Source organism: Leclercia sp. 1548 (assembly GCF_050435045.1).
Lineage (GTDB): Bacteria > Pseudomonadota > Gammaproteobacteria > Enterobacterales > Enterobacteriaceae > Enterobacter > Enterobacter adecarboxylatus.
In genome coordinates this window covers 813,756-838,880 of the sequence record NZ_JBNDJP010000001.1, presented here as the reverse complement: position 1 = coordinate 838,880, position 25,125 = coordinate 813,756, and the positions used below count along the sequence as shown (strand labels likewise).

Here is a 25,125-nt window from a genome sequence, read left to right as displayed (position 1 = left end):
ATCTTACTTCTGGAACCATTTTTTATAGATGGAATCGTACGTGCCATCTTTCTTCACTTTTTCCAGCGCGGTGTTGAATTTCTGCTGCAGCGCGGTGTTGCCCTGACGCACAGCAATACCCAGACCGGTGCCGAAGTAATCTTTATCCGTCACTTTATCGCCAACCGCGGCCAGCTTGTCGTTGGCCTTCAGCCATTCGGTGACCACCGCGTTATCGCCAAAGACGGCATCAATACGGCCATTTTGCAGATCCAGACGGGCGTTCTGGTAGCTGTCGTAAGGCACGGTAGTGATTTCCGGGTGCTTATCCATAATGAATTTCTGATGGGTGGTGCCGTTCTGCACGCCCACTTTCTTGCCTTTCAGCGCATCAATAGAGGCATATTTGCCTTTCTGACCGATGAACAGGGCAGAGTTCTCGTAATACGGGGTGCTGAACAGAACCTGCTTTTCACGCTCTGGCGTGATATCCATACCGGCCATGACCGCATCAATACGGCGGAATTTCAGGCTTGGGATCAGGCTGTCGAAAGACTGATTCGAGAAAGTACAGGTGGCGTCGATCTCTTTACACAGGGCGTTAGCCAGATCCACATCGAAGCCCACAATCTTGTTGTTCGCATCCATTGATTCAAACGGAGGGTAGGAGGCTTCGGTGGCGAAACGAATGGTTTCGGCAGCGGTGGCAGAGAGGCTAACGCTGGCAAGCAGGGCGGCAATCACTATTTTTTTCATTGTCGTTCTCTCGATTCGATTAGTGAGACAGATAATTTCTGAACGCGTCGGTCTGCGGCTGGGCAAAGCAGCTCGCATCCCCTTGCTCAACAATATGACCGTTTTCCATATAGACCACACGACTGGCGGTTTTACGCGCCACTTCCACTTCGTGCGTCACGATCACCTGAGTAATATTGGTTTCCGCCAGCTCGCGAATAATGCTGACGATCTGGGCAGTGATTTCCGGGTCCAGCGCGGCGGTCGGTTCATCAAACAGCAGCACCGCAGGCTCCATCATCAGCGCGCGGGCAATGGCCACACGCTGCTGCTGACCGCCAGAGAGGTGCAGCGGATAACGATCGCTGTAGGGCTTCAGGCGCAGACGTTCCAGCAGCTTCTCGGCACGCGCCAGCGCCTGCTCTTTGGAGAGGCCCAGCACGCGGCATGGGGCTTCGATCAGGTTCTGCTGCACGGTCAGGTGCGGCCAAAGATTGTATTGCTGGAAGACCATCCCGACGTTCTGACGCAGATCGCGGATCGCTTTTTCAGACGGCGCTTTGGCAAAATTAAAGTGATTACCGGCGATATCCAGCGTACCGGAGCGCGGCATTTCAAGCAGATTGAGGACGCGAAGCAGCGAGCTTTTACCCGCCCCGCTTGGGCCTAACAGCACCAGCGTTTCGCCCTCAGGACAATTCAGTGTGATGTCGAACAGCGCCTGGTGTGCGCCGTAGAAGCAGTTAATGCCGTTTAGTTGAATACTCATCGGGGCAGTCTTTACTCATCCAGGCAATCTATAGCAATTGAGGCCGCAAATAGTACCGTCGGCAGAATAGTTATGCAATATTTCTGCGTTAAAAGTTAAATATAAACCGAATCTATACCTAAACATAGCACAAAATAGCGGAAGGTCTGGGCGGCGAGTATAAATGTCGGCATTCCTCACGAAATGCCAGACATTTTACGGGGTTTTCCCTGCTTGACGGGCGGTTAAGCGTGACTGTTTAGCGTTTTTCAATGGACTGGCGCAGGGTGCCTGCCGGGGCGTGAACAGTGCCGCCGAGATAGCGCACGTCATCAACTGCCCAGCACTGACCCTCGCGGATCATCAGCACTTCATCCTGCCAGGTCTCGCTGCCCTGCGTCAGTTTCACCCGCAGCGGAATGTTGCGCGCATCGGTATTCGGAATAGTGGATGCGCTGGAGACTTCAGCTTTTTGCGGCGCAATGTTGCGGCTGGAGAAAGGATCGTCTTTCAGCAGGTTTTGATGCTGCGGATCGCGGCTGGCATTATTGAGAAGCATCGCCAGGTCATCGCTCAGATACGGGCGCAGCGCGGTGAAGTCATTGCTGCGGTGCGAAATGCGGTAGTCATAGAATTGTTGGGCCACAGCATCCGGGCCGCCAGTAATGCAGCTGCCGCTGCGGGTACCGATATCCTTAAAAGCCGGGGTGACCGGGGTGGTGCAGGCGCTGAGCAGCAGCGCGCAAGGCACTAAAAGCGTCAAAGCAGAATAGCGCATGTTGATTTCCTTATGAGGCTGCAATAATTAACTAACCTTTAAATGATAGCGTAACGAAGAGATAATGGTTTTGTTCTTATACGCTTAGACCCGGCCCATCAGGCTATTTTATTCGCCATTTTGGACCTTGCCAGTGCTCACAATCCTCACGTACTACGTGTACGCTCCGGTTGTTCCGCGCTGTCCGTGTCCAAACTGCCTTCAACAATAAACGCCTGATGGGCCGGGTCCTGCACTTAACGCGCAACAAGGAGACGAAGATGCAATTTTCTACCACCCCCACTCTGGAAGGGCAGCCGATCAGCGAATACTGCGGCGTGGTGACCGGCGAAGCCATTCTCGGCGCCAATATCTTCCGCGACTTTTTTGCCGGTATCCGCGATATCGTCGGCGGCCGCTCTGGCGCGTATGAAAAAGAGCTGCGTAAAGCTCGTGACATCGCCTTTAAAGAGCTGGGCGAGCAGGCGAAGGCCCTGGGCGCGGATGCCGTCGTGGGGATCGATATCGACTACGAAACCGTCGGCAAAGACGCCAGCATGTTGATGGTCAGCGTCAGCGGTACGGCAGTGAAAACGCGCCGATGAAGCACGCGCTTGCGCCTCTCCTGCTGGCGCTGCTGCTGGCAGGCTGTGCGACAGAAAAAGGCGTCGTGGATAAAGGTGCCTATGAGTTGGATACCCGACGGCAGGCCCAGGCGGCCTACCCGCGTATCAAGGTGCTGGTGATCCACTATACTGCCGACGACTTCGACAGCTCTCTCGCCACCCTGACCGATAAAAACGTCAGCTCCCACTATTTGATCCCGGCGATCCCGCCGCAGCACAACGGCAAGCCGCGGATCTGGCAGCTGGTGCCGGAGCGCGATCTGGCCTGGCATGCCGGGGTGAGCTACTGGCGCGGCGCTACCCGTATTAATGACACCTCGATTGGGATTGAGCTGGAAAACCGCGGCTGGCAAAAGCACGGCGATGAGAAACGCTTCGCGCCGTTTGAACCGGCGCAGATTGCCGCCCTGATCCCGCTGGCGAAGGACATTATCCAGCGCTATGACATCAAGCCACAAAACGTGGTAGCCCATGCGGATATCGCGCCTCAGCGCAAAGACGATCCGGGGCCGCTGTTCCCATGGCAGGCGCTGGCGCAGCAGGGCATTGGTGCCTGGCCCGATCCTGACCGGGTCGCGTTTTATCTGAACGGACAGCCTCCTTATGAGCCTGCGGACACTGCCACGCTGCTTAATCTGCTTTCCCGATACGGTTACGAGGTGCCGGATAATATATCGTTGGCGCAGCAGAAACGTATTATTATGGCGTTTCAGATGCATTTCCGGTCAAAATTATGGAGTGGTGTTTCTGATAAAGAAACAATAGCCATTGCAGAAGCTCTGCTGGAAAAATACGGACAAAAATAACCTAAAAAAAACTACTCACTTATGAGTATTTGTCTTTGGCTTAAGATTAATCTTAAGTACATTGCCAATTCATTTTTAGTTAATTGACTTAAAATTACCCACATTTAATATAGAAGCATAGCTTGCTAATCAAGTTAGCCAATTAAAAATATTAGAGAGTAATTTTCCTCCAGGCTATCGTCTTAATTTATTTGAATCGGACCTCATTTATCAGTTGCGACATTGCTGTTGCAGGGGTTCCATTTACTCTAAAAAAAATGAAACAGGCATACTAATGTTAAATATTTACAGTAGAAATAGTCGCCCGGAAAAAGCGATAGACGCGATTATCGCTGCCACGGCTGATTATCCTGAAAAAACACTGAAAAAATGGCAGAAAGTCATTACTGCAGATACCAATTATGTTCACATCCTGATCCGCGGTGAAATCGAAATTCGCCGACGTTCCGATGAGTTAAGCATGTTCACCATGCGTCATGCGGGCTTTTTAGGGGTCTCCGCTGTCTATAACCGGGCGTCTCATATGTATGGTATTACCCGCGATACCAGCGTTATTCGCACCATCAAAAGAGAGGAATTTGAGCGCATCATCAGTGAAAACAATCTCTGGCTCGAATTTAGCCAAATTCTGGTCTGGTATATTGATATTCTGAGTAAGCGGGACGATGTTTTGGTTGCCCGCAGCGCCTATTCCGTGGTGCGCGAATTTCTTCTGGAAATTAATGATCTTATTCTCTACCAGAATCGCGATATTAATGTTTATGACTATATTCAGGAATACACCAACCTGGCGCGTAGCACCATTATAAAAATTCTCTCCGACCTGAAAAAAGGTCAGTACATTGTGGTGGAAAAAGGTAAATTGATAAACATCAGCAGCCTACCGGAACGTTACTGAACATCCTTCTCCGAATCTCCATGGGTTAACGCCGATGGAGATTTTTTTATTCCCTGCACAGATATTTTTTCAGTTTTAAACGCCGCCGTCTGATTTATTACGCTTTCGCCATTCAGAGCGCTGGCTTGTGTCTCATCAACCGGGTCCTGCGGTATTTTTCCCCGCGAATAATCCTGCTGCTGTTCTTTAAGCGCTTCCATAAGCCGTTCCTTTAATGAGAGTGACCCGGTTTCCGGCGGAACGTCATGCGAGTCGGATAAAGGGCTGGCGGAACTGTCACTGTCCGGGGCTTGCTGCCAGTCAGGCTCGCTGTCCATCATCAACGGATCCCCCGGCGGCGGCAAAGGCGCGCTGTATTCCGGGTGACTGACTTTTGGTGTCGGGAAGGGTTTCGACACGTAAACATAATGCATATCCGAAAGCTGCGTGTCAGGCTGCGCGACGCTCACCGGTTTTGGCGCAGGGGCCGGGTGACGCAGATTCCAGTAAATATGGGCATACAGGCCCGCGGCCAGCAGCGCAAACAGGCAACATAAGCTTGCCAGCGTTCTGACAAGCATTGTGTTCAGTGAGGGGAGACGGTAAGAGAACCAGACCGCCTCACCGGTCTGGAAGCTGCGCTGCGCAGCCAGGCAAATCGTGGACATTAGCGTGCTTTTCCTTGCGCCAGGGTGTGCGGCGCGGCCTTTGAAACCGGCGTCAATATGGCAGGGGTGGTGTTATTGAAACGCATCAACTGCATCAGGGTATCTTCACCCGGTATGCCATCAACGTTTAACTGCGCGACAGACTGGAATTCGCGGGTCCGCTTCTCCAGCTCATGCGTCCAGGCTTGGGTATGCGTGTCTGGCTCATGCAACGCCTGGCTGAGCTGCGTATCGAACCAGGCCAGATCCTGGCCGCTGCTGGTGGCGTTGATCTCATCTTTCCCGGCCGGGGTCAGACGGTGCAGTAAGGTGTAGTTCCCGGTGGCATGTGCGGTGAACCAGCTTCGCTTCACCTGCCAGGTGCGATTATTCATCAGCAGATCGAGGGAGTTCGCTCCTACCCGTGCCACCACGGCATAGTTCAGGTGATCCCCGGTTTTCAGTTCGCTTATCCACGGATAGCCCTCTTTTTCCAGCGTCGGCAGCGGGGCGTTACCCTGCTTACACGCGAGATTCACCCGGGCGGCATTCTGGCAGAGCGCCTCCTCGGCGGAAGGATCGTACCCCCACATGGTATAGAGCTGATGCATGGCGTCCGGCGCGTTCACCACCTCTTTCTCGATCGCCGGCTGGACCGGTGCTTTCAGCGCAGGGCGCGGTTGCGTCCAGCTCGCGGGGATGGGCGGCTGCACTGGCAATGTTGCGGTAATGGCGGGAGAGAAGTACCAGCCGCAGGCGGCAAACAGCACGCTGGCGAACAGACCGACCGTCGCCAGCGTTTTGCCGTGGGTTTTACGCGGCAGCACTTCGCCTGCCGCCAGACGTAAATGGCGTGGCCCCACCACTGCGGCGCGCTCCGTCCAGGCCGCCAGCATCGACAGGTGCGCCAGGGTGTTCAGTTTGCTCACCGACCCTTTGGTCAGGGCGTGCATCCGGCGTACACGGGCCGGGGTAAAGGGGGATGCCCCGGCACCACACGCCTCCGCCTGCGCCGTAACATAGCTCAGGGTCTCATGGCAGGTCAGCGGGCGTAGGGTATGGCGGGTATGGACCCGGGACGCCAGACCGGAGTGGTTCATCAGGCGAGCTTCCTGATCGGGAGTGCCGGTCAGCACCAGCGTCAGCGACAGATTGCACTCCTGCGCGCGGGACAGCAGCATGCCCAGAGTTTCCCAGCAATTATCCCGCATCGACTGGGTGGCGGCGATAGCCAGCACCAGGCTGTTTTTTTTGCAGGAAGGGTATTTTTCATGCCATTGGCGCAGCACTGCATCAATGGCATGAATTCTGTTATTGGCATCTTTTGCGTTGGCGCTGAGTTTATACAGCAGGGCTTTGGCGTTGAGTTTCGGAAACGCGTTGATGGCAACCCCGGCTGGTGACTTTGCCAGCACCTGGCCGGTGAAGGTGGCCAGCAGATCTTCGTCATCGCTGAAGAGCGCGGCAATGCCGGGTACGGTTGATTTCTCCGCCAGCATGCCGAAGACATCCTGGTGGTAAGCGGCAAAGAAGCTCCCGCAGGGGCGGACCGCACTCCTGAAAGGGTGGCGGGTAAATTTATAATGACTCAGATACATGACACTTCACCGTTGTATTTCATTAACCGATTTTCAGGCTGAAAAGTAAGGGAAGGCGCGTGTCGCAGCAATTTTTATACAGGAGAAAAATAACCTGTTGTTCGCGCTTAACATTGCTTTTTTTCAGGGTCAATATTTTTCTTCATTAAAGTTAACGGCAAACCCGATGGAGCGGGCCGGGCGTCATTATTATTATTTCCGGGTTTTTAAGGTGCAGCGCCAGGCTGCTAATTCCTGCATTTGCGACAAGGTCAGTTAAAAAATGAAAATGCAGCTTTATTCCCGATTGATTGCGCCCTGCGTGATGTTTGTTCTGCTGATATTCAGCGGTCATCAGGGATATGTCGTATTTAAAGAGTACAGAAAGGCGGCCGATCCCCTTCCGGGTCATTCACCGTCGAGCCCGCGCCCGCGCCCGGAGGAGCAGACTTTTGCGCTGTTCCAGCCTGCGGTTAAACAGCCTGCGCTTCAGCAGGCGGCGCAAAAGACGATTTCAGCGGAGGTCGACGGGATTATCAGCAGCGACGAAGCGTGGCTTTCGTTTGCGGTGATCAAAACCCCGGTTGGCCAGCAGAGTTACCGCGAAGGCGAGTATCTGCCGGGCTACAACGATGCGTGGATCGAAGAGATCAACAGCGACAATGTGGTGGTGAATTACCAGGGCGAGCGGCAGGTGCTGGCGTTAAAACGCCCCGATTATATTAAAGGCGATGCGAATGCGTCGCCGGTGCCAAAACCGAAAAACGATGCGGGTGCCGATAATATTCATCTCAATGATTACCTTGTCCTGATGCCTTATGTCGAAAAGGGCCAACTGGAAGGCTATCAAATAAAACCTAAAAATTCTTCCTCCTTTTTTAGCCATAGCGGGCTGAAAAAAGGGGATGTGGTAGTGAAAGTAAATGCCGTCGATATGACGCGAGCGGAGCAGGCGAAAAATATTATCGCCAGCTGGTCAAAAATGAGAGAAGCGGAAGTCGTAGTCCGACGCCACGCTCACCTTGAAAATATTCGGGTTAATGTTTTCAACAATTAACAAGTGTAATGTTATGAAGAAATTTCCCTGGGCGTGTGTCGCGCTGACAGCAGCGTCTTTGATGTCTAATTCCGTGATGGCGGCAAATTTTAGCGCCAGTTTCAAGAACACCGATATTCGCGAATTTATTGATACGGTAAGCCGCAATCTGAATAAAACAATTCTTGTCGATCCTTCCGTTCAGGGAAATGTATCGGTTAAGACCTATAACGTGCTGACGGAAGATGAATATTATCAGTTCTTCCTTAGCGTGCTGGATCTGTACGGTCTGTCGGTGATCCCGATGGATAACGGTATGGTGAAAGTCGTGCGTTCAACGGTCGCGCGTACCGCGGGTGCGCCGCTGGCTGACAGCCAGCATCCCGGCAAAGGCGATGAGATCATCACCCGTGTCGTGCGGATGGAAAACGTGCCGGTCCGCGAACTGGCCCCGCTGCTGCGCCAGCTGAACGACGCCACCGGTATTGGCAACGTGGTCCATTTTGAACCTTCCAACGTGCTGCTGCTGACCGGAAAAGCCTCGGTGGTTAACCGCCTGGTGGACCTGGTGCAGCGCGTCGATCGCTCCGGGATGCAGCGCCGGGAGATCGTGCCGCTGCGCTACGCCTCTGCCAAAGAGCTGTCTGACATGTTGAATAATCTCAACAATGAAGAGCAGAAGGGGCAAAACGCGCCGCAGCTGGCCACCAAAGTGGTCGCCGATGACGAAACCAACAGCCTGATCATCAGTGGCACGGAAGACGCCCGCGCGCGCACCCGGTCGCTGGTGGGGCAGCTCGATCGCGAACAGAACAATGAAGGCAATACCCGCGTCTTCTACCTGAAATACGCCAATGCCAGCAAAGTCGTCCCGGTGTTAACCGGTATCGGCGAGCAGCTGAAGGATAAATCGGGCGCGGCGAAAGGGAAAACAACCTCCGCCGGCAACGATCTGAATATAACCGCTGACGAGGCCACCAACTCGCTGGTGATCACCGCCCAGCCAAACGTGATGAACTCGCTGGAAAAGGTCATCGACAAACTGGATATCCGCCGTCCACAGGTGCTGGTGGAGGCGATCATTGCTGAAGTGCAGGACGGAAGCGGTCTTGACCTCGGCGTGCAGTGGACCGGTAAACACGGCGGGGTGCAGTTTGGCTCCACCGGCCTGCCGATCAGCCAGATCAAGAACGGGACCATGAAAGGCACCAGCTTTACCGGCCTGGCAACGGGCTTCTTTAACGGTGATTTCGGCGCACTGATGACCGCACTCTCTACCGACGGCAAAAACGACATTCTGTCGACCCCGAGCGTGGTGACCCTGGATAATAAAGAGGCCTCGTTTAACGTCGGCCAGGATGTGCCGGTGCTGGCGGGTTCTCAGACCACCAGCGGCGATAACGTCTTTAACTCGGTGGAGCGTAAAACGGTCGGTACGAAGCTGAAAATTGTTCCGCAGATCAACGACGGTGACATCATTCATCTGAAGATTGAGCAGGAAGTCTCCAGCGTGGATGCCAGTTCAACGGATGATGCCAGCCTCGGCCCGACCTTTAACACCCGTACCATCAATAACGAAGTGATGGTGCACAGTGGGCAGACGGTGGTCCTCGGCGGATTGATGGAGAACGTCACCAGGCAGAACGTCTCGAAAGTGCCGTTGCTGGGGGATCTTCCGCTGGTGGGGCAACTGTTCCGCTACACCTCACAGGACACCTCGAAACGTAACCTGATGGTCTTTATTCACACCACTGTTCTGCGTGACGACGATACCTACAGCGCGTCTTCGAAGGAAAAATATGACCAGATCCGGGCGCGGCAGCAGCAGCGCCTGGAGGAGAAAAAGCTCGGCGTTATCGAACCTGAGAGCAATGCCGTGCTGCCCGCTTACCCGACTGCGACCAGTACAAAACCGGTCAATCGCAATCCGTTTAAAGAGTAAGGGCGAGGCGCAACATGGATGGACTGAGTCATGAGTTATGCACCAGCAACTACGCCAAAACCCACGGGATCCTCTGTTATCAGGATCAGGTCTGGGTGCGTGATGACGCTCCGGCGTTTGCCCTGCTGGAAGTACGCCGGGTGCTGGGGCGATCCTTCACCCCGACTATCCTCACGGCCGAAGCCTTTGACGAGATGCTGGCCAAAATCTGGCAGCAGAACAGCGGCGTTTCCCAGCAGTTAGTGGATGACATGGACGCCGACATCGATTTGATGGCGTTAACGGAGGAGATCCCTGATAACGAGGATCTGCTGGATAACGACGAAAACTCGCCGGTGATCCGCCTGATTAACGCCATTCTGGGCGAAGCGGTGAAAGAGGGCGCCTCGGATATTCATATCGAAACCTTTGAGCGCACGCTGAGCATCCGCTTTCGCGTCGATGGCGTGCTGCGCCCGGTACTGCAACCGGCGCGGAAGCTTGCGCCGCTGCTGGTGTCGCGTATCAAGGTCATGTCAAAGCTTGATATCGCTGAAAAACGTCTGCCGCAGGATGGCCGTATCTCGCTGCGCATCGGTCGTAAAGCCATCGACGTGCGTGTTTCCACCATACCGTCGCAGTACGGCGAGCGCGTGGTCATGCGTCTGTTGGATAAGAGCAACCTCAAGCCGGATATCAACAAGCTGGGGCTGATAGACGAAGAGTTACAGCAGCTGAAAGGGCTGATTGGTCGCCCGCACGGCATTATTCTCGTTACCGGGCCGACAGGCTCCGGGAAAAGCACCACCTTGTACGCCATTCTTTCAGCGCTGAACGGACACGAACGCAACATTCTTACCGTCGAAGATCCGATTGAATACGAGCTGGAAGGGGTAGGACAGACGCAGGTCAATCCGCGCGTGGATATGACGTTCGCCCGTGGGCTGCGAGCTATTCTGCGTCAGGACCCGGACGTGGTAATGATCGGCGAAATTCGTGACGGCGAAACCGCGCAAATTGCGGTGCAGGCGTCACTGACCGGTCACCTGGTGATGTCCACTTTGCACACCAACAGCGCGGCAGGGGCGATTACCCGTCTGCGCGATATGGGGCTGGAGTCGTTTTTAATCGGATCATCGTTGCTCGGCGTCATTGCCCAGCGTCTGGTGCGGCGGCTGTGTACCCACTGCCGAACCACCAGTCCGCTGGACGACAATGAAAAAGCCCTGTTCAGCTTTATGGATACGCCGCCGAAAGCAATCTATCGCGCGGTGGGCTGCGAGCACTGTCGTCAGAGCGGGTATCAGGGGCGGGCGGGGATCCATGAATTTCTGGTAGTCGACAGTACGATGCGCCGGGCTATTCATGAAGACAAAGACGAAATGTCCATTGAGACCGAGCTGTTCCGTCAGGCCTACAGCCTGCGCGAAAACGGCCTGCTGAAGGTGATCTCTGGCGTCACCTCGCTGGAAGAGGTGATGCGCGTCACCGCCGAGCGCGGGGGAGATGAATAATGGCGTGGTATGCATGGACGGCTACCAATGCGGCGGGCAAAACCCAGCGCGGCACCTTACAGGCCGAGGGGCCAAAGCAGGTGCGTCAGGTGTTGCGCGATCAAAAGCTGATCCCGGTGAGCGTTACCGTCACCCGCGAACAGGCCGCCAGCGGTGGCGCGCAGAAGGGGGTAAAGCTCTCCACCCCCGTGCTGTCGATGTTTACCCGCCAGCTTGCAACCCTGGTTAACGCCGCGCTGCCGCTGGAAAGCGCCCTGAAGGCGATCGCAAAGCAATCGGAAGATAAAAAACTGGCGGCGATGGTGACGGATATCCGCGACAAGGTGGTGGAAGGGCATACCCTGTTCGACGCCTTCAGCCAGTTTCCGCGCACTTTTGACAAGCTCTACTGCACGCTGGTGATGGCCGGGGAAAAGACCGGCCATCTCGGCGATGTGCTGGAAAAGCTGGCCGAATACAACGAACAGCGCCAGAAGATGAAAAGCAAGCTCACCCAGGCGATGGTTTACCCCATCACCCTGACGGTGGTGGCCGTGGCGGTGATCTGCATTCTGCTGGTGGCGGTTGTGCCCCAGGTGATTGAGCAGTTTACCCATATGAAACAACAGCTGCCGATCACCACCCGGACGCTGATTGCGGTGAGTGATTTCCTGCAGGCGTATGGCATCTATATCGGCGGCGGGCTGGCGGCAGCCTTTATCGGCTTTAAAAGCTGGCTGAAAAAAAACAGTCATCGCTATCTCTGGCACCGCTGGCTGGTGAACGCCTCGCCGGTTAAAAAGCTGGTGTGCGCCATCAACAGCGCGCGCTATATCCGCACCCTGAGCATTCTGCAGGCCAGTAGCGTGCCGTTGCTGGAGGGGATGTATATCGCCATGGACGGGATTGAAAACCTCCATGCCCGCCAGGTGCTGGAGCAGGCGGCGGACACCGTGCGTCAGGGAGCCTCGTTATATGCCGCGCTGGAGCAGGCGAAATTATTCCCGCCCACCATGCTGTATATGATCGCCTCCGGTGAAGAGAGTGGCGAATTAGGCAATCTGATGGATCGGGCGGCAGAAAACCAGGAATCCGCATTACAGCATCGAATTACATTAACGCTGTCGGTATTTGAACCGGCGCTGGTGGTCTCCATGGCGACCATTGTTCTGTTTATTGTGATGTCAATATTACAACCGCTTCTGCAACTTAATAACATGGTAGGTTAATTATGGCGATGAAACGAAAAAACCTGGCGCGCCAGGCGGGCTTTACTTTGCTCGAATTAATGGTGGTCATTGTTATTCTCGGCGTGCTGGCCAGTATGGTGGTGCCGAATTTAATGGGTAATAAAGAGAAGGCCGATACCCAGAAAGCCACCAGCGATATTGTGGCGCTGGAAGGTTCGCTGGATATGTACAAGCTGGATAACCACCGCTATCCCACCACGGAACAGGGCCTGCAGGCGCTGGTCACCAAACCAGAAATCGCGCCAATCCCGAACGGCTATCGTGCCGACGGCTATATTCGCCGTCTGCCGCAGGATCCATGGGGCAGCGATTATATTCTGGTCAGCCCTGGTGAACATGGCGCCATTGATGTCTTTTCCGCAGGCCCGGACGGGGAAGCCAATACCGCAGACGATATTACTAACTGGTCATTCGATAAAAAATAATGAACAGGCAACGCGGCTTTACTTTGCTGGAAATTATCCTGGCGTTAGTCATATTTGCCAGTTGCGCCATGATGGTGGTCTCGACAATACCCTCCCGCAGTGGCGCGGATATATTTGGCCAGCAATTAAAAGCCCTTGTGGATTATGGCTCTGATCGTGCCGTCATGGACGGAAATATCGTTGGCCTGGTGATCACCCCGGATAATTATCAACTGGTGACGCTGACGGTTAAAAACGGCCAGCGTCGCTGGGTTCCTCTGTCTGAAAGACGTATCACGACTCAGGGGCATTTCCCTGAAGAGATGCACGTGTCGCTCTCCCCCCAGCGTCTGGCCGCCACGCCCGACGCTGAGCCGCAAATCGTCTTTTTGCCGGACGGGGAGATCAGCCGTTTCACGTTGACATTGCAGAGCTTCGATAAACAGCACCATTTCCGCGTGGTGTCGCAGGGCGCGGCACCGGTAACGGTAGAAAACGATGGCTAAGGCAAAGCAACAAGGCATGACGCTGCTGGAGGTGATGGTGGCGCTGGTGATCTTCTCCACCGCCGCGCTGGCGCTCATGAACTCCATCTCCCTGAACGTGCGCTTCACCCACGGGCTTGCCGATACCTTGCAGGCCAGCTGGGTTGCAGAGAATCAGCTGGCAGAAGCGCAACTGACCGGAAGCGATTTCCCTGATGCTCAACAGCAGGGCACCGAAATCATGGGCGGGCGCAGCTGGAACTGGCGTATGCAGCGGGTTAAGGCAGCCGACAACCGTCTGGTGGATAAGATCCAGGTCTATGCCGAAGGGGATGAGAGCCAGCCGGTGGTGGCGCTCAGGATCCTGCCGCCAGGGGAGAAAAAGTGAAAAAAATTCAGCACCAGCGCGGGTTTACGCTGCTGGAGATCATGATTGCGCTCACTATTTTTGCCGTGATCAGCACCCTCGCCTGGCAAATCCTGGATGGCGCGATGCGCACCAGCAATGCGACGGATCGTAATGCGGCAAAGCTCAACCAGATCCAGCGCGCCTGGAGCCTGCTGGAGCGTGATTTTTTCCAGCTGCAGGCCCGCGCGCCGCGCAACGACGGCGGGGTGTTTGTCCAGCAGGATAATGCCCTTGAACTGACCACGCTCAATGGCATGAGCGGCCAGGTGCAGCTCGAACGCGTCCGCTGGCGCGTTGACGATCACCGCCTGTGGCGCGATGTGTGGCCGGCGATAGACAGCCCGGCGGGCGTCAAACCGGAAGAAGTGCCGATTGTCGCCGAGGTGAAGTCAGCCGAGTGGCGGTTTTACAGCGGGTCATGGCAAAAGCGCTGGAGTGAGAGCGACCACCAGCCTGACGGCGTGGAACTGACGCTGACGATGGAGAATGGCGAGACCTGGCGCTGGGTGTTTACGACCCCTGGCGATATGCCGCAACCGCAGATCGTCGCAAAAGCCGAAGGCGAGAAGCCCGAGGCCGCGCCATCCGCACCCGCGCCCGAACAGGCGGCAGCGCCTGCGACGGGAGGCCAGTCATGAGCAGCGTTACCCTGCGACAGCAGCGAGGCGTCGCCCTGTTAGTGGTGCTCATCCTGCTGGTGATGATGTCAGCCCTGGCGGCCAAAATTAGCCAGCAGTTCTGCCGCAATTTACAGAAAACCCACTATCAGGTGAGTCAGCAGCAGCTGCGCTGGGCCATTCAGCGTCAGGAGCAGGTGGTGAAAATGCGGTTACAGACCGCCGCCATAGGCGAAAACAGCGTCCTGACGCTGGAGGGCGAATGGCATGAACCCCTTGAGACACAGGGGGAGTATTACACGGTGGTGAGCCAGGTTGAGGATGCCGAAGACTGCTTTAACGTCAATAACCTGCTCACAGAAGAGAAGGCGGCACAGGGGGGGCAGGAGCCGTCCGCTATCCCGGAAAAACCGCGTAAACAGCGCACCGTCGAGCAACTGCTGGTTAACGGCGGTCTGGATCACGCCACGGCGGAACAGGTCTATGGCCAGCTGGTGGATTACCTTGATGGCGACAGCACCACGGCGAAAGAAGCGCAGGAGAGTGATGCCTGGGCGGGTGTTCAGCCCGCGCGTCTTCCGGCCAACCAGATGATGCGCAACATTGGCGAAATTAAGCTGCTGCCTGCGTTCCCGGCGGCGGCCTACGCGAAAGTCAGTACCTTGCTGTGTGCCTTGCCGGATGCCAACAGCAAAATTGACGTCAACAGCCTGAAGCCCGAACAGGCAACCCTGCTGGCGGCGCTGTTTCCGGGGAAACTGACGGAGGATGACGCAGCACGCCTGCTCGCGGCGCGTCCTGAAGCGGGGTGGGAGAGTGTTGAGGCGTTCAGCAAAGCGCTGGAGCAAAACTTCCCGCAGCTGAAAGACGATTTAACGCAGGTGGCTGCGCAGGTTGCCGTCAGCAGTCGTTATTTCCGGGTCAACTACACCGGCAACACCGACGATTTAACGCTTCACGTGGTCAGCCAGCTTCAGATGAATACCGAAGCGGGCGAGATCCGGACGTGGCAGCGTCGTTACCGAATGATTGAATAACAAAAGCCGATACCGATGAAAAAAAGACTCTTTATTCGTCCCGATAGCCGCGAGGACGGGAATATTGCGTGGTGCGAATCCGGCAGCCAGCAGGTGCAGACGCTCAGCGGCATGGCGGCGCTGAATACGCTTGCGTCACACCCCCTGGCTGCCCACGTCTGTCTGTTGTTGCCCGCCAGCGAGATGATCTTCCGTCACTTTTCACTGCCGAAGAAAGGCCCTGGCGCCCAGGCGACGGCCTTCTCCTGGCTGGCAGAAGAGACGCTGATTGGCGATGTCGATGCGCTTCACTGGACGGTGTTGAATAAAAAAGGGCGGGAAGTGGACGCCGTCGCCATTGATGCCCAGCGCTTACATCACTGGATCGCAGTTTTCCAGCAGGCCGGGCTAAAGGTGGTGCAGGCGCTGCCTGACGCCTGGCTGCTGCCGGTGGCCGAGGGGGGACGCACGCTGGTCTCGCTGGGGGAGAACTACTGGCTGCGTTCTTCCACCGCAGGGGCGTGTGAAACCGATGCCTCGCTCCTGCCGCTGCTGATGGAGAAGACCGGCGAAGGAGAGGTGCGTTGCTACGGCGAGGCCCCAGAAGGGGTAAAGGTGGATGAAACCTTACCCTGGCAGCATCCTTTGCAACTGATTCAACCCCAATGGCAGGCCTGCCGGGCTAACGTCTTGCACGGTGATTTTGATCCCCGTGGCGCGCAGGGGGGCACGACAAAAAGCCTGAAAGGCGTGATGGTCGCGCTGGGGATCCTCAGCCTGGGGCTGCTGCTGGGGCCGAGGCTGGCCATGGCCTGGATGCTGGTGCAGCAGGAAAACCAGCTGCAAGAGGAGAATGCCACGGTGTATCAGTACCATTTCCCCAGCCTGCGGCAGCAAACGAACATCAAATACCATTTTGGTCAGAACCTTAAGAAGGTGAAGAAAGGCGTCTTTCTGCAACTGGACGATCTGAATAAAGCGAAGCAATCGGTGCCGGGAATGGAAATTAATTTGCTGGAGTACGACAGCGCGCAAAACGCGTGGACGCTCAGCGCCGTCGCAGAACATAGCGAATCACTACAGGCATTTATCAGGCAGGCGAATACGGATTTTGATTTTTCTCTCCAGCCGGTTTCCACGGCTGCGCCTTATACCGCCATGATTACAGGGAAGCATAAATGAAACAGCGAGTCGCGCAACTCAAAGCGCGTTATCAGCAATACAGCGTCCGCGAAAAGCGATTAATTACACTCTGTGGCACAGCGTTTTGCTGTGCTCTGGTCTATTACGCAGGCGTGGTGCCGCTGGACAATATGATAAAAAACAGCCAGGCCACGCTGAAGCGTCAGACCGAAACCCTGGCCTGGATGCGCAGCGAAATCGATAAAAATCATCTGCAGGTCCAGCAACTGAAAACCAATAATCCGCGCAGCGTGGTGGAAAACAGCGCGCGGGAAATTAAGCTGCCGCTGAATGACGTTCGACAGGAGGGGCAGACGTTATCTTTTATTGTGCCTCGGGTGAATATTTATGAGCTGAAGAACTGGCTGCGTGAAATCAATACTGCCTCAGGGATCCGGCTGGATAAAATGAAGCTCACGCCGGTGGACCATCTGAGTGACGTTAAGGCGGAGATCCAGCTCAGCTGGACGAAGATGGCATGACCAGCCTGGCGCTGCTGCGGGAGAGCAGCCCGGCGCTGTTTTGCACGATGAGCGCCATACTGGGGGCCATTATCGGCAGCTTTCTCGGCGTGGTGGCAGAGCGGGTTCCGCAGATGATGCTTGGGGAGGATTCGCGGATCAATCTCCTGTTCCCGGCCTCCCACTGTCCGGCGTGCCAGCATCAATTGTGCTGGTGGGAAAACATCCCGCTGGTCAGCTGGCTGGCGCTGCGCGGGCGATGCCACCAGTGCGGCAGCGCAATCCCGCTGCGGTTATGGCTGCTCGAAGCCTTTACCGCCCTGTTTTTTGCCGCCACGGCCTGGTGTCTACCCACCATATCGGCGCTCTTTTCCCTCTGGCTGATGGCGGCCTTTTTGCTGCCGTTGGCCATCATTGACGGGCGCTATCAGCTGCTACCGGACTGCCTGACGCAACCCCTGCTGTGGGCCGGGCTGTTGGTTCACATCTTCAGCCATACGCTGGCGCTGAGCGATGCCATTATCGGCGCGGTGGCGGGGTATCTGTCGCTCTGGCTGTTGTACTGGGCGTTTCGTCTGGCAACGGGAAAAGAGGGGCTTGGCTACGGCGATTTCAAACTGCTGGCGGCGCTGGGGGCCTGGTGTGGCTGGCAGGCGTTACCGACAATAATATTGCTGGCCTCGTTAATGGGCATTACGGGTTATTTCTTTTTTATTAGTTCGACGAATAAATCACCGCAGATTCCTTTTGGTCCCGCTATTACTTTAGCCGGTGTAATGACCTTTATTAGCCATATTTATGCGCTCGCTCTGTAAATAATCTGTCAATTATTTTTTGAAATTTTTTCGGCAGGGGAATTGAGTGAGTACGGCTTCTTTTACGAATACCATTCGATTTACAAACCGCATGGATTATTAATCTTACTGTTGAGATTATCAGGAAATCTTAAAAGCATATTAAGTGGCAATGTATTTTAATCTTTTTTGCGCGCCATGCTGGTTTTATTCATGTTTATGGAAGACATGTTCTTTAAGTTCACAAATTAGTTATCGGGAATTGAAAATGAAATTTATGAAGCCAAAATATCTGGCACTTTTTGTGGCGGCGGCCGTTAGCCCTGTATTTGCAGCCGTCCCAGGCGTACCGTCGCTGACCAACGGTAATGACAAATTTGCGATCGTTGAAGTTAACCAGGCCGCGCAGGATTATAACAACCTGGTCAAAGTTCACGATGGCGCTGACGTCAAAGTCGAGTGGAACATGTGGAGCGGCGATGCGCCAACGTCAGCAAAAGTGCTGCTGGATGGCAAAGAGGTCTGGTCCGGCGCGGGCAGCGCAGCTGGTTCTGCCACCTTTAAAGTGATGAAAGGCGGCCGTTACCAGGAGCAGGTCCAGCTGTGTAATGACAGCGGCTGTAGCACCAGCGCCAGCAAGCTGATCATTGTGGCGGATACCGATGGCAGCCACCTGCTGCCGCTGACCACCACCCTGCAAGAGAACAACAAAGCCTTTGCGAAGCACACCGACAAAGTGGTGGCGGCCTATTTCCCTGAGTGGGGCGTCTATGACCGTAACTTCACCGTAGATAAAATCCCGGTGGCTAACCTGAACCACATTCTGTACGGCTTCATTCCAATCTGTGGCGGTGATGGCATCAACGACAGCGCAAAAGCGTCCGGCGCGCTGGAATCTCTGAAACGTGCCTGCGCAGGTCGCGAGGATTACACCGTAGCCATTCATGACCCGTGGGCTGCCCTGCAAAAACCACAGCAAGGCGTGACCGGCTGGGATGAGCCGTACAAAGGCAACTACGGCCAGCTGATGGCGATGAAAAAAGCCAACCCGAATCTGAAAATTCTGCCTTCCGTCGGCGGCTGGACCCTGTCCGATCCATTCTTCCAGATGGATAACAAAGTGCTGCGCGACCGTTTCGTCGGCTCAGTGAAAGAGTTCCTGAAAACCTGGAAAGTGTTTGACGGTGTGGATATCGACTGGGAATTCCCGGGCGGCGGCGGTGAGAATGCCAAACTGGGCAATCCGCAAACCGATAAAGCCACCTACACCGCGCTGATGCACGATCTCCGTGCGATGCTGAATGAGCTCTCAGCGGAAACCGGTCGTACTTATGAGCTGACCACCGCGATTGGCGCGGGTAAGGATAAGATCGAGGACGTGGATTACACCAACGCTCAGCAGTATATCGACCATATCTTCCTGATGAGCTACGACTACTACGGCGCATGGAGCAACACCGAGCTGGGTCACCAGACGGCGCTGTATGGCTCCTCCTGGAATCCTGCGACTAACTACACCACCGACAACGCGGTGAAAGCGATGCTGGATCAGCACGTACAGCCGGGCAAAATCGTGGTCGGTGCAGCGATGTATGGCCGCGGCTGGACGGGTGTGCATGGTTATAACGGTGACAATCCGTTCACCGGCACAGCGACCGGGCCAATTGCAGGTACCTGGGAAGCGGGTATCGTTGACTATCGCGTCATCGCTAACCAGATGAAAGGCAAGCCAGGCTGGGAGTACAAATATGACGCCGCGGCTGAAGCACCTTACCTCTTTAACAAATCCACCGGCGAACTGCTGAGCTATGACGACGCCCGTTCTGTTGCCGCGAAAGGCAAGTATGTCCTGGACAAAAACCTCGGCGGCCTGTTCGCGTGGTCCGTTGAGTCCGATAACGGCGACATCCTGAATGCCATGAACGAAAGCCTGTTGGGCAGTGGTTCTTCCTCTGACCAGCCTGTTGTCACCAACCGTGCCCCAGTGGCGACGGCGGTGGATCAGGCCGTCACCGGCCCGGTTACCGTGACGCTGGATGGCTCTGCCTCTTCCGACCCGGATGGCGATGCGCTGACCTACAAGTGGACCCAGACCGCAGGCGCAACGGTGGCTATCGCCAACAGCACCTCCGCGAAAGCATCCTTTAGCGCCCCGGCGGTTACCGCCAACCAGACGCTGGCTTTCCGCCTGACCGTGACCGATGCAAAAGGTCTGAGCAGCACGGCGGATGTCCAGGTGCTGAACAAAGCGCCAAAAGCGAACCAGGCGCCGGTGGTTAACCCAATGGAAGCCATCACCCTGGAAGCGGGCCAGACGCAGTCTCTGCATGTTCAGGCCACCGACCCGGATGGCGATGCCCTGACCTACAGCTGGAGCGTACCGGCAGATATGAATGCCTCCGGTACTGATACCGCGAACGTGCGTATCACCGCACCAGAAGTGTCTTCAGAAGAGCATTACACCCTGAGCGCCATGGTGAGCGATGGCAAGACCAGCGTGCAGTCCAACGTGCAGGTCACTGTGACGCCAAAAGCCGCTGCGCCAGCTGACGACGTGACCCCGCCTGCTGACGACGTCACGCCACCGGCTGATGACGTGACACCGCCGTCTGATGAGGGCAGCGCGAGCAGCAGCTGCGATAACCCTGTCGATGCCAATGCCAGCAAATACGCTGCCTGGAATGCCAGTGCGGTGTACAACAATGGCGATATCGTCAGCTTCGACCACCTGGTCTGGAAAGCGAAATACTGGACTCAGGGCAACCAGCCTGGCTTCTCTTCCGAATCCTGGGATCTGGTCAGCAAGGTGAAATTCGGCTGGAAAGCGGATGTGGTTTACAACGGTGGCGATACCACAACCTATGAAGGTTCCGAGTACCGTGCGAAATGGTGGACCCGTGGTGACAACCCGGCCCACAGCGATGTCTGGGTGAAAGAGGGTGCAGCATCAGACTGCAAATAATCTTCTTCGTCTGAGACCGCGGGTGTGAATATCGCCCGCAACCCCTGACCGCGCTCCTCCCGGAGGGCGGTCAGTTCTTTAAAGGTACACAAGGAAAACGGCCTGCATCCGTCAGGTGATGAAATGAAACGGTTTATTTTTCTGTTGCTGTTAATCAGCCAGGGGGCATTTGCCAATTGCTGGAATACGGCAGGGCATTATTATCACGTCGATCCCTATCTGTTATTTGCCATTGCCGAAGTCGAGTCCGGCCTTAACCCCTATGCGGTAGGGTATAACCACGATGGTTCACGGGATGTTGGACTGATGCAAATTAACAGCTCACATTTCCCTGAGCTGGAACGTAAAGGTATCGATGAATATCGCTTAATGGCGGAGCCATGCACCTCCATTATGGTGGGCGCGTCTATTCTCTCCGGCATGATTAAAGTCTATGGCTATAACTGGGAAGCGGTCGGGGCGTATAACGCCGGACTAAAACGCGAGAATTTCCCTCAGCGTATGCTCTACGCCAGAAAAGTCTGGGATAAATACCAGAGAATAAAACGCGTGTCGCAGTACAAATAACCGGGCTGATTTTTTGACGAGTTTTTCCCGGTATTTTTCAGAAAGACAATTTGGCTGTTCCGGGTTCGGCGTAGGGTGAACCTGACGCAGGTTTGACATGGGCAGACGCCGGGTCAGTACGATAAAACCCCTGTTTTGCCCTTTCCCGGTGGGAGAGGGCATCATGTCACAGATGGCTAGCGATGTAATTTCCCGTGATCCCGCAGCCACGCCGCGGTACGCACAATCCCTTCATCCAGCGTCACCAGCGGTTTATAGCCCAGCTCACTCTCAGCGCGCTGCGTATCGAGGGTAAAATCAAAGTTAAGTTTCGACACCCCGTAGTGGGTCAGGGCAGGCTCTTTGGCAGCCTTGTTCCCCAGCCGCTCCATGCTGCGGGCAATAATATCCAGCATCGGGTAAGGCACCGAGCGGATCCGGCAGTGAATATTCAGCTCGTCAATCAGCTTCTGCACAATGCTGCGCAGGGAGCGCGGTTCGCCGTTGGTGATGTTGTACGCCCGCCCGGAAGGGAGCTGATCGCATTCGCTCTGGCTGGCCAGCCACATGGCATGAATGGCGTTGTCGAAATAGGTCATGTCCACCAGCGCATCACCGCCGCGCGGCAGCAGCACGCTACCGTAGTGGTGCATCATCTGCGCCAGGCGTGGAATAAAGACTTTATCGTGCGGGCCAAACAGGCTCTGGGGCCGCAGGATGGTAAAGCGGGTATGCGGGTTGGACTGCGCCAGCAGATCGATCACCTGTTCGCTGGCGGCTTTGCTGCGGGCAAATTCGCAGGCGTAGCGCGCAGGACGGAAATCTTCCTGGACGTCGCGATGGTGGTGATAGTCAAAATAGAGCGACGGGGAAGAGATGTGGACAAAGTTGCGCACGCCCCAGGCCACAGCCCACTCCCCCAGACGGCGGGTAGCGCGCACGTTAGCCAGATCGAACGCTTCCTGGGTTCCCCACGGCGAGGTAAAGCTGGAGCAGTGCCACAGCGTATCGATCCCGGCCAGCATCACTTTTGCCTGGGAAGAGACCAGTTCCGTCAGGTCGGCATGGACAAACTCTGCGCCCATTTTTTGCAGCAATTTACCCATCGCTTCATTGCGACCGGTAGCCCGGACGCTGACGCCTTTATTGCGCAAAAACTCCACCGCATTACGGCCTAAGCCGCTGGTGGCGCCGGTAACCAGTACCTTCATATCGATCCACTGTTTGAAAAGAATTTCGTGCGCATTCTTCCGTGAATTACGCTTGCATGCAATGGGAAACGTGAAAGATTCGCAGTTTTAATTAGACTTTTTCTGTCTTTTGTTCTGCCAGACGGGCAATACGCCGGGCCATACCGCGGAAGATGAACAGGTGCGCCGGGATCATCAGCAGCCAGTAGAACAGACCGGGCATGCCGTGCGGGTGCCACCAGGCGCGCACGTCCAGCTCCCGGTGGTCGCCTTTGTCCTTCAGGGTAAAACACAAACGCCCGAGGCCGGGGGCTTTCATGCCAAACAGCATCGCCAACTGCTTCTCCGGCTCGACGATAATCACCTTCCAGCTGTCGACCGTATCGCCGGTTTGCAGCCAGGGGGCCGCCGGACGGCCTTTCGCCAGCTTGTGCCCCACCAGCAGGTCCATCATCGCCCGGGTTTGCCACAGGGCATTGCCAAAGAAGTAGCCCTCTTTCCCGCCGATCTGATTGACCACCTGCCATAAGGCGCTCAGGCTGGCGGCGGTTTTTACCGTACAACCGGCCTGTTTCGGGTAATAACCATATTCCGGCCGCCAGCGGGCGAAGGCCTGGGCGTCGTAACCCCAGTCGCTGGAGTTCACCAGCTTCTCCTCTTCTTTCAGCGTATTGCGCACCGCGTCATCGAAGCGAATTAATTCCTGCGGGATCAGCGCCCGCAGAGTCCGGTCATCGGCCAGCAGATCGTGCTTCAGCCCCTGGATTAAGGCTTTGGCGGTGGTCGGCGGTACGGAGGTAATGACGTTTAAAAACCACACCGAGATCCAGCGGGTCGGGAAGGGGATGGGGATCAGCGGGCGACGGCGGCCGCTTACCGCCATAAAATGTTCGAACTGCTGCTGGTAGCTCAACACCTCTGGCCCGGCGGCCTCCAGTACCCGGTGCGTTGTGGCCGGGTGATGGAGCAATTCAACCAGGTAGTACAGCAGGTTCTCCAGCGCAATCGGCGTGGTGCGCGAGCGCACCCAGCGCGGCGGGGTCAACACCGGCAGGTTATAGACCATGTCACGCATCACCTCGAAGGCGGCAGATCCCGCCCCGACGATGATCCCGGCCCGCAGTTCGGTGAGTGGGATCCCGGCGCTGCGCAGGATTTCAGCGGTCAACTGCCGGGCGCGCAAATGGTCGGACTGCTCATGCTCCGGTGCCTGCAACGAACTGAGGAAGATGATCTGTTTGACCGGATTATCCAGCAGCAGGTCGCGCACGTTCATCGCCACCTGGCGCTCGTGAGCGATGAAGTCTCCCCCTTCGCCCATGCTGTGCACCAGATAATAGAGGGTATCCACCCCTTCAAGCAGGGCCGCCAGTTCCTGCGGCCAGTTGAGATCGATAGCATGGCAACTGACGTTGGGCAGGTTTTGCTTTTGCAGGCGCTCAACGTTGCGTGCCGCAGCCCGGACCTGATACCCGCGCACGCTCAGGGCGACCACCAGATGTTGGCCGATATACCCGCTGGCACCCAGCACCAGAATACGTTGCGGCACGTTAGCTCCTTAGCGCTGCAAAAAAGCCTGCCAGTGGGCAACCACGTCGGCAAGCTGCTCGCGGTTGACGTCGAGATGCATCACCAGACGAACCACGCCGGAAGCATTGATCAACACGCCGCGTTCTTTCATAAAGGCGCCCAGCGCGGCGGCATTGTCGTCACCCACGCGCACAAACAGCATATTGGTATCGTAACGCATCACATCGGCGCCGATCTCGCGCAGCTGCGTCGCCATCCATGCCGCGTTGTCGTGATCGTCTTTCAGGCGAGCAACGTTATTTTTCAGTGCGTACAGACCCGCAGCGGCGAGGATCCCGGCCTGGCGCATGCCGCCCCCGGTCATTTTACGCCAGCGGTTGGCTCGCTTGATGTAGTCGGCATCGCCCACCAGCAGGGAACCCACAGGTGTGCCCAGCCCTTTGGAGAGACAAATGGTGAACGAGTCGCAATATTGCGTGATCGCGTTCAGCTCGCAGCCATACTCCACCACGGCGTTAAAGATGCGCGCGCCGTCCACGTGCAGCCCCAGCTTACGCTCGCGGGTAAAGTCCCACGCTGCTTTCAGGTACTCGCGCGGCAGCACTTTGCCGTTATGGGTATTTTCGAGGCTGAGCAGTCTGGTGCGGGCGAAGTGGATATCATCGGCTTTGATTTTGGCCGCGACCTTGTCCAGGGGCAGGGTGCCGTCAGGCGCGGCATCGATTGGCTGGGGCTGAATGCTGCCCAGCACCGCTGCACCACCGGCTTCGTACAGGTAGTTATGTGCCCCCTGACCGACGATATACTCTTCGCCGCGCTCGCAGTGGCTGAGCAGGGCCACGAGGTTGGCCTGGGTGCCTGTCGGCAGGAACAGGGCGGCCTCTTTGCCGCTCAGTTCGGCGGCGTAACGCTGAAGTTCGTTAACGGTGGGGTCATCACCATAGACGTCGTCCCCGACCGGTGCTTCCAGCATCTCCTTGAGCATGGCCTGCGTCGGGCGAGTAACGGTATCACTGCGTAAATCAATCATGTCATATCCTTATACACGTCCTCCTTCGCGCTGCCGCGGCGTTGGCT

General features: G+C 56.1%; 25 protein-coding genes. 17 read left to right on the top strand and 8 right to left on the bottom strand.

From position 1 onward, the window contains the following. Window positions 1-3 precede the first annotated feature (3 nt). The 3 genes from artI to ABIE02_RS04035 all read right to left on the bottom strand — a co-directional run bounded on the left by artI (window position 4) and on the right by ABIE02_RS04035 (window position 2,240). Entirely contained in the window at window positions 4-735 is a 732-nt protein-coding gene (artI, locus tag ABIE02_RS04045) for an arginine ABC transporter substrate-binding protein ArtI (RefSeq protein ID WP_032617288.1), read from the bottom strand. Between the two features lie 19 nt (window positions 736-754). Continuing rightward, window positions 755-1,483, bottom strand: coding sequence for an arginine ABC transporter ATP-binding protein ArtP (gene artP / locus ABIE02_RS04040; RefSeq protein ID WP_059308406.1), 729 nt, complete (start codon window positions 1,481-1,483; stop codon window positions 755-757). A 238-nt stretch (window positions 1,484-1,721) separates the two neighbouring features. Further along, window positions 1,722-2,240, bottom strand: a complete 519-nt coding sequence (locus tag ABIE02_RS04035) for a lipoprotein (protein ID WP_336995008.1) — start codon at window positions 2,238-2,240, stop codon at window positions 1,722-1,724. A 260-nt stretch (window positions 2,241-2,500) separates the two neighbouring features. Between ABIE02_RS04035 and ABIE02_RS04030 the strand changes: the two genes are divergently transcribed. The 3 genes from ABIE02_RS04030 (at window position 2,501) to ABIE02_RS04020 (ending at window position 4,549) form a co-directional block, all read left to right on the top strand. After that, window positions 2,501-2,824 (top strand): heavy metal-binding domain-containing protein, encoded by a 324-nt coding sequence (locus ABIE02_RS04030; protein ID WP_032617291.1) that lies wholly within the window; start codon window positions 2,501-2,503, stop codon window positions 2,822-2,824. Beyond that, entirely contained in the window at window positions 2,821-3,651 is an 831-nt protein-coding gene (locus ABIE02_RS04025) for an N-acetylmuramoyl-L-alanine amidase (protein ID WP_164540061.1), read from the top strand. Before ABIE02_RS04030 ends, ABIE02_RS04025 begins: the two co-directional genes overlap by 4 nt. A gap of 274 nt (window positions 3,652-3,925) precedes the next feature. Continuing rightward, entirely contained in the window at window positions 3,926-4,549 is a 624-nt protein-coding gene (locus ABIE02_RS04020) for a helix-turn-helix domain-containing protein (RefSeq protein WP_077227480.1), read from the top strand. Here ABIE02_RS04020 and ABIE02_RS04015 read toward each other — a convergent pair. Continuing rightward, entirely contained in the window at window positions 4,543-5,196 is a 654-nt protein-coding gene (locus ABIE02_RS04015) for a hypothetical protein (RefSeq protein WP_336995009.1), read from the bottom strand. The genes ABIE02_RS04020 and ABIE02_RS04015 overlap by 7 nt on opposite strands. After that, the gene (locus ABIE02_RS04010) at window positions 5,196-6,773 is read right to left on the bottom strand and encodes an ExeA family protein (RefSeq protein WP_336995010.1); all 1,578 of its coding nucleotides are present in this window, start codon (window positions 6,771-6,773) and stop codon (window positions 5,196-5,198) included. The genes ABIE02_RS04015 and ABIE02_RS04010 overlap by 1 nt, the downstream gene beginning before the upstream one ends. 262 nt (window positions 6,774-7,035) lie before the next feature. Between ABIE02_RS04010 and gspC the strand changes: the two genes are divergently transcribed. From gspC to iagB, 14 genes are all read left to right on the top strand, one after another. Continuing rightward, complete coding sequence (gene gspC, locus ABIE02_RS04005) at window positions 7,036-7,809, top strand: type II secretion system protein GspC (protein WP_336995011.1); 774 nt, start codon at window positions 7,036-7,038, stop codon at window positions 7,807-7,809. A gap of 13 nt (window positions 7,810-7,822) precedes the next feature. Then, a complete protein-coding gene (gspD, locus tag ABIE02_RS04000; protein WP_270735862.1) occupies window positions 7,823-9,730 on the top strand; it encodes a type II secretion system secretin GspD in 1,908 nt (635 codons plus the stop codon). A 14-nt stretch (window positions 9,731-9,744) separates the two neighbouring features. After that, window positions 9,745-11,223 carry a type II secretion system ATPase GspE gene (gene gspE / locus ABIE02_RS03995; RefSeq protein WP_032617296.1) on the top strand — a complete coding sequence of 493 codons (1,479 nt, stop codon included), beginning with the start codon at window positions 9,745-9,747 and terminating at the stop codon, window positions 11,221-11,223. Next, window positions 11,223-12,431 (top strand): type II secretion system inner membrane protein GspF, encoded by a 1,209-nt coding sequence (gspF, locus tag ABIE02_RS03990; RefSeq protein WP_336995012.1) that lies wholly within the window; start codon window positions 11,223-11,225, stop codon window positions 12,429-12,431. Before gspE ends, gspF begins: the two co-directional genes overlap by 1 nt. 2 nt (window positions 12,432-12,433) lie before the next feature. Beyond that, window positions 12,434-12,877, top strand: coding sequence for a type II secretion system major pseudopilin GspG (gene gspG, locus ABIE02_RS03985; protein WP_032617298.1), 444 nt, complete (start codon window positions 12,434-12,436; stop codon window positions 12,875-12,877). Continuing rightward, a complete protein-coding gene (gspH, locus tag ABIE02_RS03980; protein WP_144883934.1) occupies window positions 12,877-13,362 on the top strand; it encodes a type II secretion system minor pseudopilin GspH in 486 nt (161 codons plus the stop codon). Before gspG ends, gspH begins: the two co-directional genes overlap by 1 nt. Next, window positions 13,355-13,729 carry a type II secretion system minor pseudopilin GspI gene (gspI, locus tag ABIE02_RS03975; protein ID WP_172747808.1) on the top strand — a complete coding sequence of 125 codons (375 nt, stop codon included), beginning with the start codon at window positions 13,355-13,357 and terminating at the stop codon, window positions 13,727-13,729. The genes gspH and gspI overlap by 8 nt, the downstream gene beginning before the upstream one ends. Continuing rightward, window positions 13,726-14,388: a type II secretion system minor pseudopilin GspJ gene (gspJ, locus tag ABIE02_RS03970; protein WP_336995013.1), complete on the top strand. Its 663-nt coding sequence runs from the start codon at window positions 13,726-13,728 to the stop codon at window positions 14,386-14,388. Before gspI ends, gspJ begins: the two co-directional genes overlap by 4 nt. Next, window positions 14,385-15,404, top strand: coding sequence for a type II secretion system minor pseudopilin GspK (gspK, locus tag ABIE02_RS03965; protein ID WP_336995014.1), 1,020 nt, complete (start codon window positions 14,385-14,387; stop codon window positions 15,402-15,404). The genes gspJ and gspK overlap by 4 nt, the downstream gene beginning before the upstream one ends. Window positions 15,405-15,419: 15 nt before the next feature. Next, window positions 15,420-16,565 (top strand): type II secretion system protein GspL, encoded by a 1,146-nt coding sequence (gene gspL, locus ABIE02_RS03960; RefSeq protein ID WP_336995015.1) that lies wholly within the window; start codon window positions 15,420-15,422, stop codon window positions 16,563-16,565. Further along, window positions 16,562-17,047, top strand: coding sequence for a type II secretion system protein GspM (gene gspM, locus ABIE02_RS03955; protein ID WP_077227489.1), 486 nt, complete (start codon window positions 16,562-16,564; stop codon window positions 17,045-17,047). The genes gspL and gspM overlap by 4 nt, the downstream gene beginning before the upstream one ends. Next, entirely contained in the window at window positions 17,044-17,841 is a 798-nt protein-coding gene (locus ABIE02_RS03950) for a prepilin peptidase (protein WP_336995016.1), read from the top strand. Before gspM ends, ABIE02_RS03950 begins: the two co-directional genes overlap by 4 nt. 247 nt (window positions 17,842-18,088) lie before the next feature. Continuing rightward, entirely contained in the window at window positions 18,089-20,782 is a 2,694-nt protein-coding gene (locus ABIE02_RS03945) for a glycosyl hydrolase family 18 protein (RefSeq protein WP_336995017.1), read from the top strand. 123 nt (window positions 20,783-20,905) lie between these two features. Then, on the top strand, window positions 20,906-21,349 hold the full coding sequence (gene iagB / locus ABIE02_RS03940; RefSeq protein ID WP_059308392.1) for a type III secretion system invasion protein IagB: 444 nt from the start codon (window positions 20,906-20,908) through the stop codon (window positions 21,347-21,349). 176 nt (window positions 21,350-21,525) lie between these two features. On the opposite strand, the gene ABIE02_RS03935 is transcribed toward iagB, so the two are convergent. From ABIE02_RS03935 to ltaE, 3 genes are all read right to left on the bottom strand, one after another. After that, the gene (locus tag ABIE02_RS03935; RefSeq protein WP_032617309.1) at window positions 21,526-22,539 is read right to left on the bottom strand and encodes an NAD-dependent epimerase/dehydratase family protein; all 1,014 of its coding nucleotides are present in this window, start codon (window positions 22,537-22,539) and stop codon (window positions 21,526-21,528) included. A gap of 91 nt (window positions 22,540-22,630) precedes the next feature. Continuing rightward, window positions 22,631-24,067, bottom strand: a complete 1,437-nt coding sequence (locus ABIE02_RS03930) for an SDR family oxidoreductase (RefSeq protein WP_336995018.1) — start codon at window positions 24,065-24,067, stop codon at window positions 22,631-22,633. Window positions 24,068-24,076: 9 nt separating this feature from the next. Continuing rightward, a complete protein-coding gene (gene ltaE / locus ABIE02_RS03925) occupies window positions 24,077-25,078 on the bottom strand; it encodes a low-specificity L-threonine aldolase (RefSeq protein WP_336995019.1) in 1,002 nt (333 codons plus the stop codon). Window positions 25,079-25,125 lie beyond the last annotated feature (47 nt).

Excerpts from the sequence above, each read along its gene's own strand:
- gspG (WP_032617298.1), top strand. The coding sequence starts at position 12,434 with ATGGCGATGAAACGAAAAAACCTGGCGCGCCAGGCGGGCTTTACTTTG.
- gspL (WP_336995015.1), top strand. The coding sequence starts at position 15,420 with ATGAAAAAAAGACTCTTTATTCGTCCCGATAGCCGCGAGGACGGGAAT.
- gspM (WP_077227489.1), top strand. The coding sequence starts at position 16,562 with ATGAAACAGCGAGTCGCGCAACTCAAAGCGCGTTATCAGCAATACAGC.
- artI (WP_032617288.1), bottom strand. The coding sequence starts at position 735 with ATGAAAAAAATAGTGATTGCCGCCCTGCTTGCCAGCGTTAGCCTCTCT.
- artP (WP_059308406.1), bottom strand. The coding sequence starts at position 1,483 with ATGAGTATTCAACTAAACGGCATTAACTGCTTCTACGGCGCACACCAG.
- gspC (WP_336995011.1), top strand. The coding sequence starts at position 7,036 with ATGAAAATGCAGCTTTATTCCCGATTGATTGCGCCCTGCGTGATGTTT.
- ABIE02_RS04030 (WP_032617291.1), top strand. The coding sequence starts at position 2,501 with ATGCAATTTTCTACCACCCCCACTCTGGAAGGGCAGCCGATCAGCGAA.
- gspF (WP_336995012.1), top strand. The coding sequence starts at position 11,223 with ATGGCGTGGTATGCATGGACGGCTACCAATGCGGCGGGCAAAACCCAG.
- ltaE (WP_336995019.1), bottom strand. The coding sequence starts at position 25,078 with ATGATTGATTTACGCAGTGATACCGTTACTCGCCCGACGCAGGCCATG.
- ABIE02_RS04015 (WP_336995009.1), bottom strand. The coding sequence starts at position 5,196 with ATGTCCACGATTTGCCTGGCTGCGCAGCGCAGCTTCCAGACCGGTGAG.
- gspD (WP_270735862.1), top strand. The coding sequence starts at position 7,823 with ATGAAGAAATTTCCCTGGGCGTGTGTCGCGCTGACAGCAGCGTCTTTG.
- iagB (WP_059308392.1), top strand. The coding sequence starts at position 20,906 with ATGAAACGGTTTATTTTTCTGTTGCTGTTAATCAGCCAGGGGGCATTT.
- gspK (WP_336995014.1), top strand. The coding sequence starts at position 14,385 with ATGAGCAGCGTTACCCTGCGACAGCAGCGAGGCGTCGCCCTGTTAGTG.
- ABIE02_RS03950 (WP_336995016.1), top strand. The coding sequence starts at position 17,044 with ATGACCAGCCTGGCGCTGCTGCGGGAGAGCAGCCCGGCGCTGTTTTGC.
- ABIE02_RS04035 (WP_336995008.1), bottom strand. The coding sequence starts at position 2,240 with ATGCGCTATTCTGCTTTGACGCTTTTAGTGCCTTGCGCGCTGCTGCTC.
- ABIE02_RS04025 (WP_164540061.1), top strand. The coding sequence starts at position 2,821 with ATGAAGCACGCGCTTGCGCCTCTCCTGCTGGCGCTGCTGCTGGCAGGC.
- ABIE02_RS03945 (WP_336995017.1), top strand. The coding sequence starts at position 18,089 with ATGAAATTTATGAAGCCAAAATATCTGGCACTTTTTGTGGCGGCGGCC.
- ABIE02_RS04010 (WP_336995010.1), bottom strand. The coding sequence starts at position 6,773 with ATGTATCTGAGTCATTATAAATTTACCCGCCACCCTTTCAGGAGTGCG.
- ABIE02_RS03935 (WP_032617309.1), bottom strand. The coding sequence starts at position 22,539 with ATGAAGGTACTGGTTACCGGCGCCACCAGCGGCTTAGGCCGTAATGCG.
- gspH (WP_144883934.1), top strand. The coding sequence starts at position 12,877 with ATGAACAGGCAACGCGGCTTTACTTTGCTGGAAATTATCCTGGCGTTA.
- gspI (WP_172747808.1), top strand. The coding sequence starts at position 13,355 with ATGGCTAAGGCAAAGCAACAAGGCATGACGCTGCTGGAGGTGATGGTG.
- gspE (WP_032617296.1), top strand. The coding sequence starts at position 9,745 with ATGGATGGACTGAGTCATGAGTTATGCACCAGCAACTACGCCAAAACC.
- ABIE02_RS04020 (WP_077227480.1), top strand. The coding sequence starts at position 3,926 with ATGTTAAATATTTACAGTAGAAATAGTCGCCCGGAAAAAGCGATAGAC.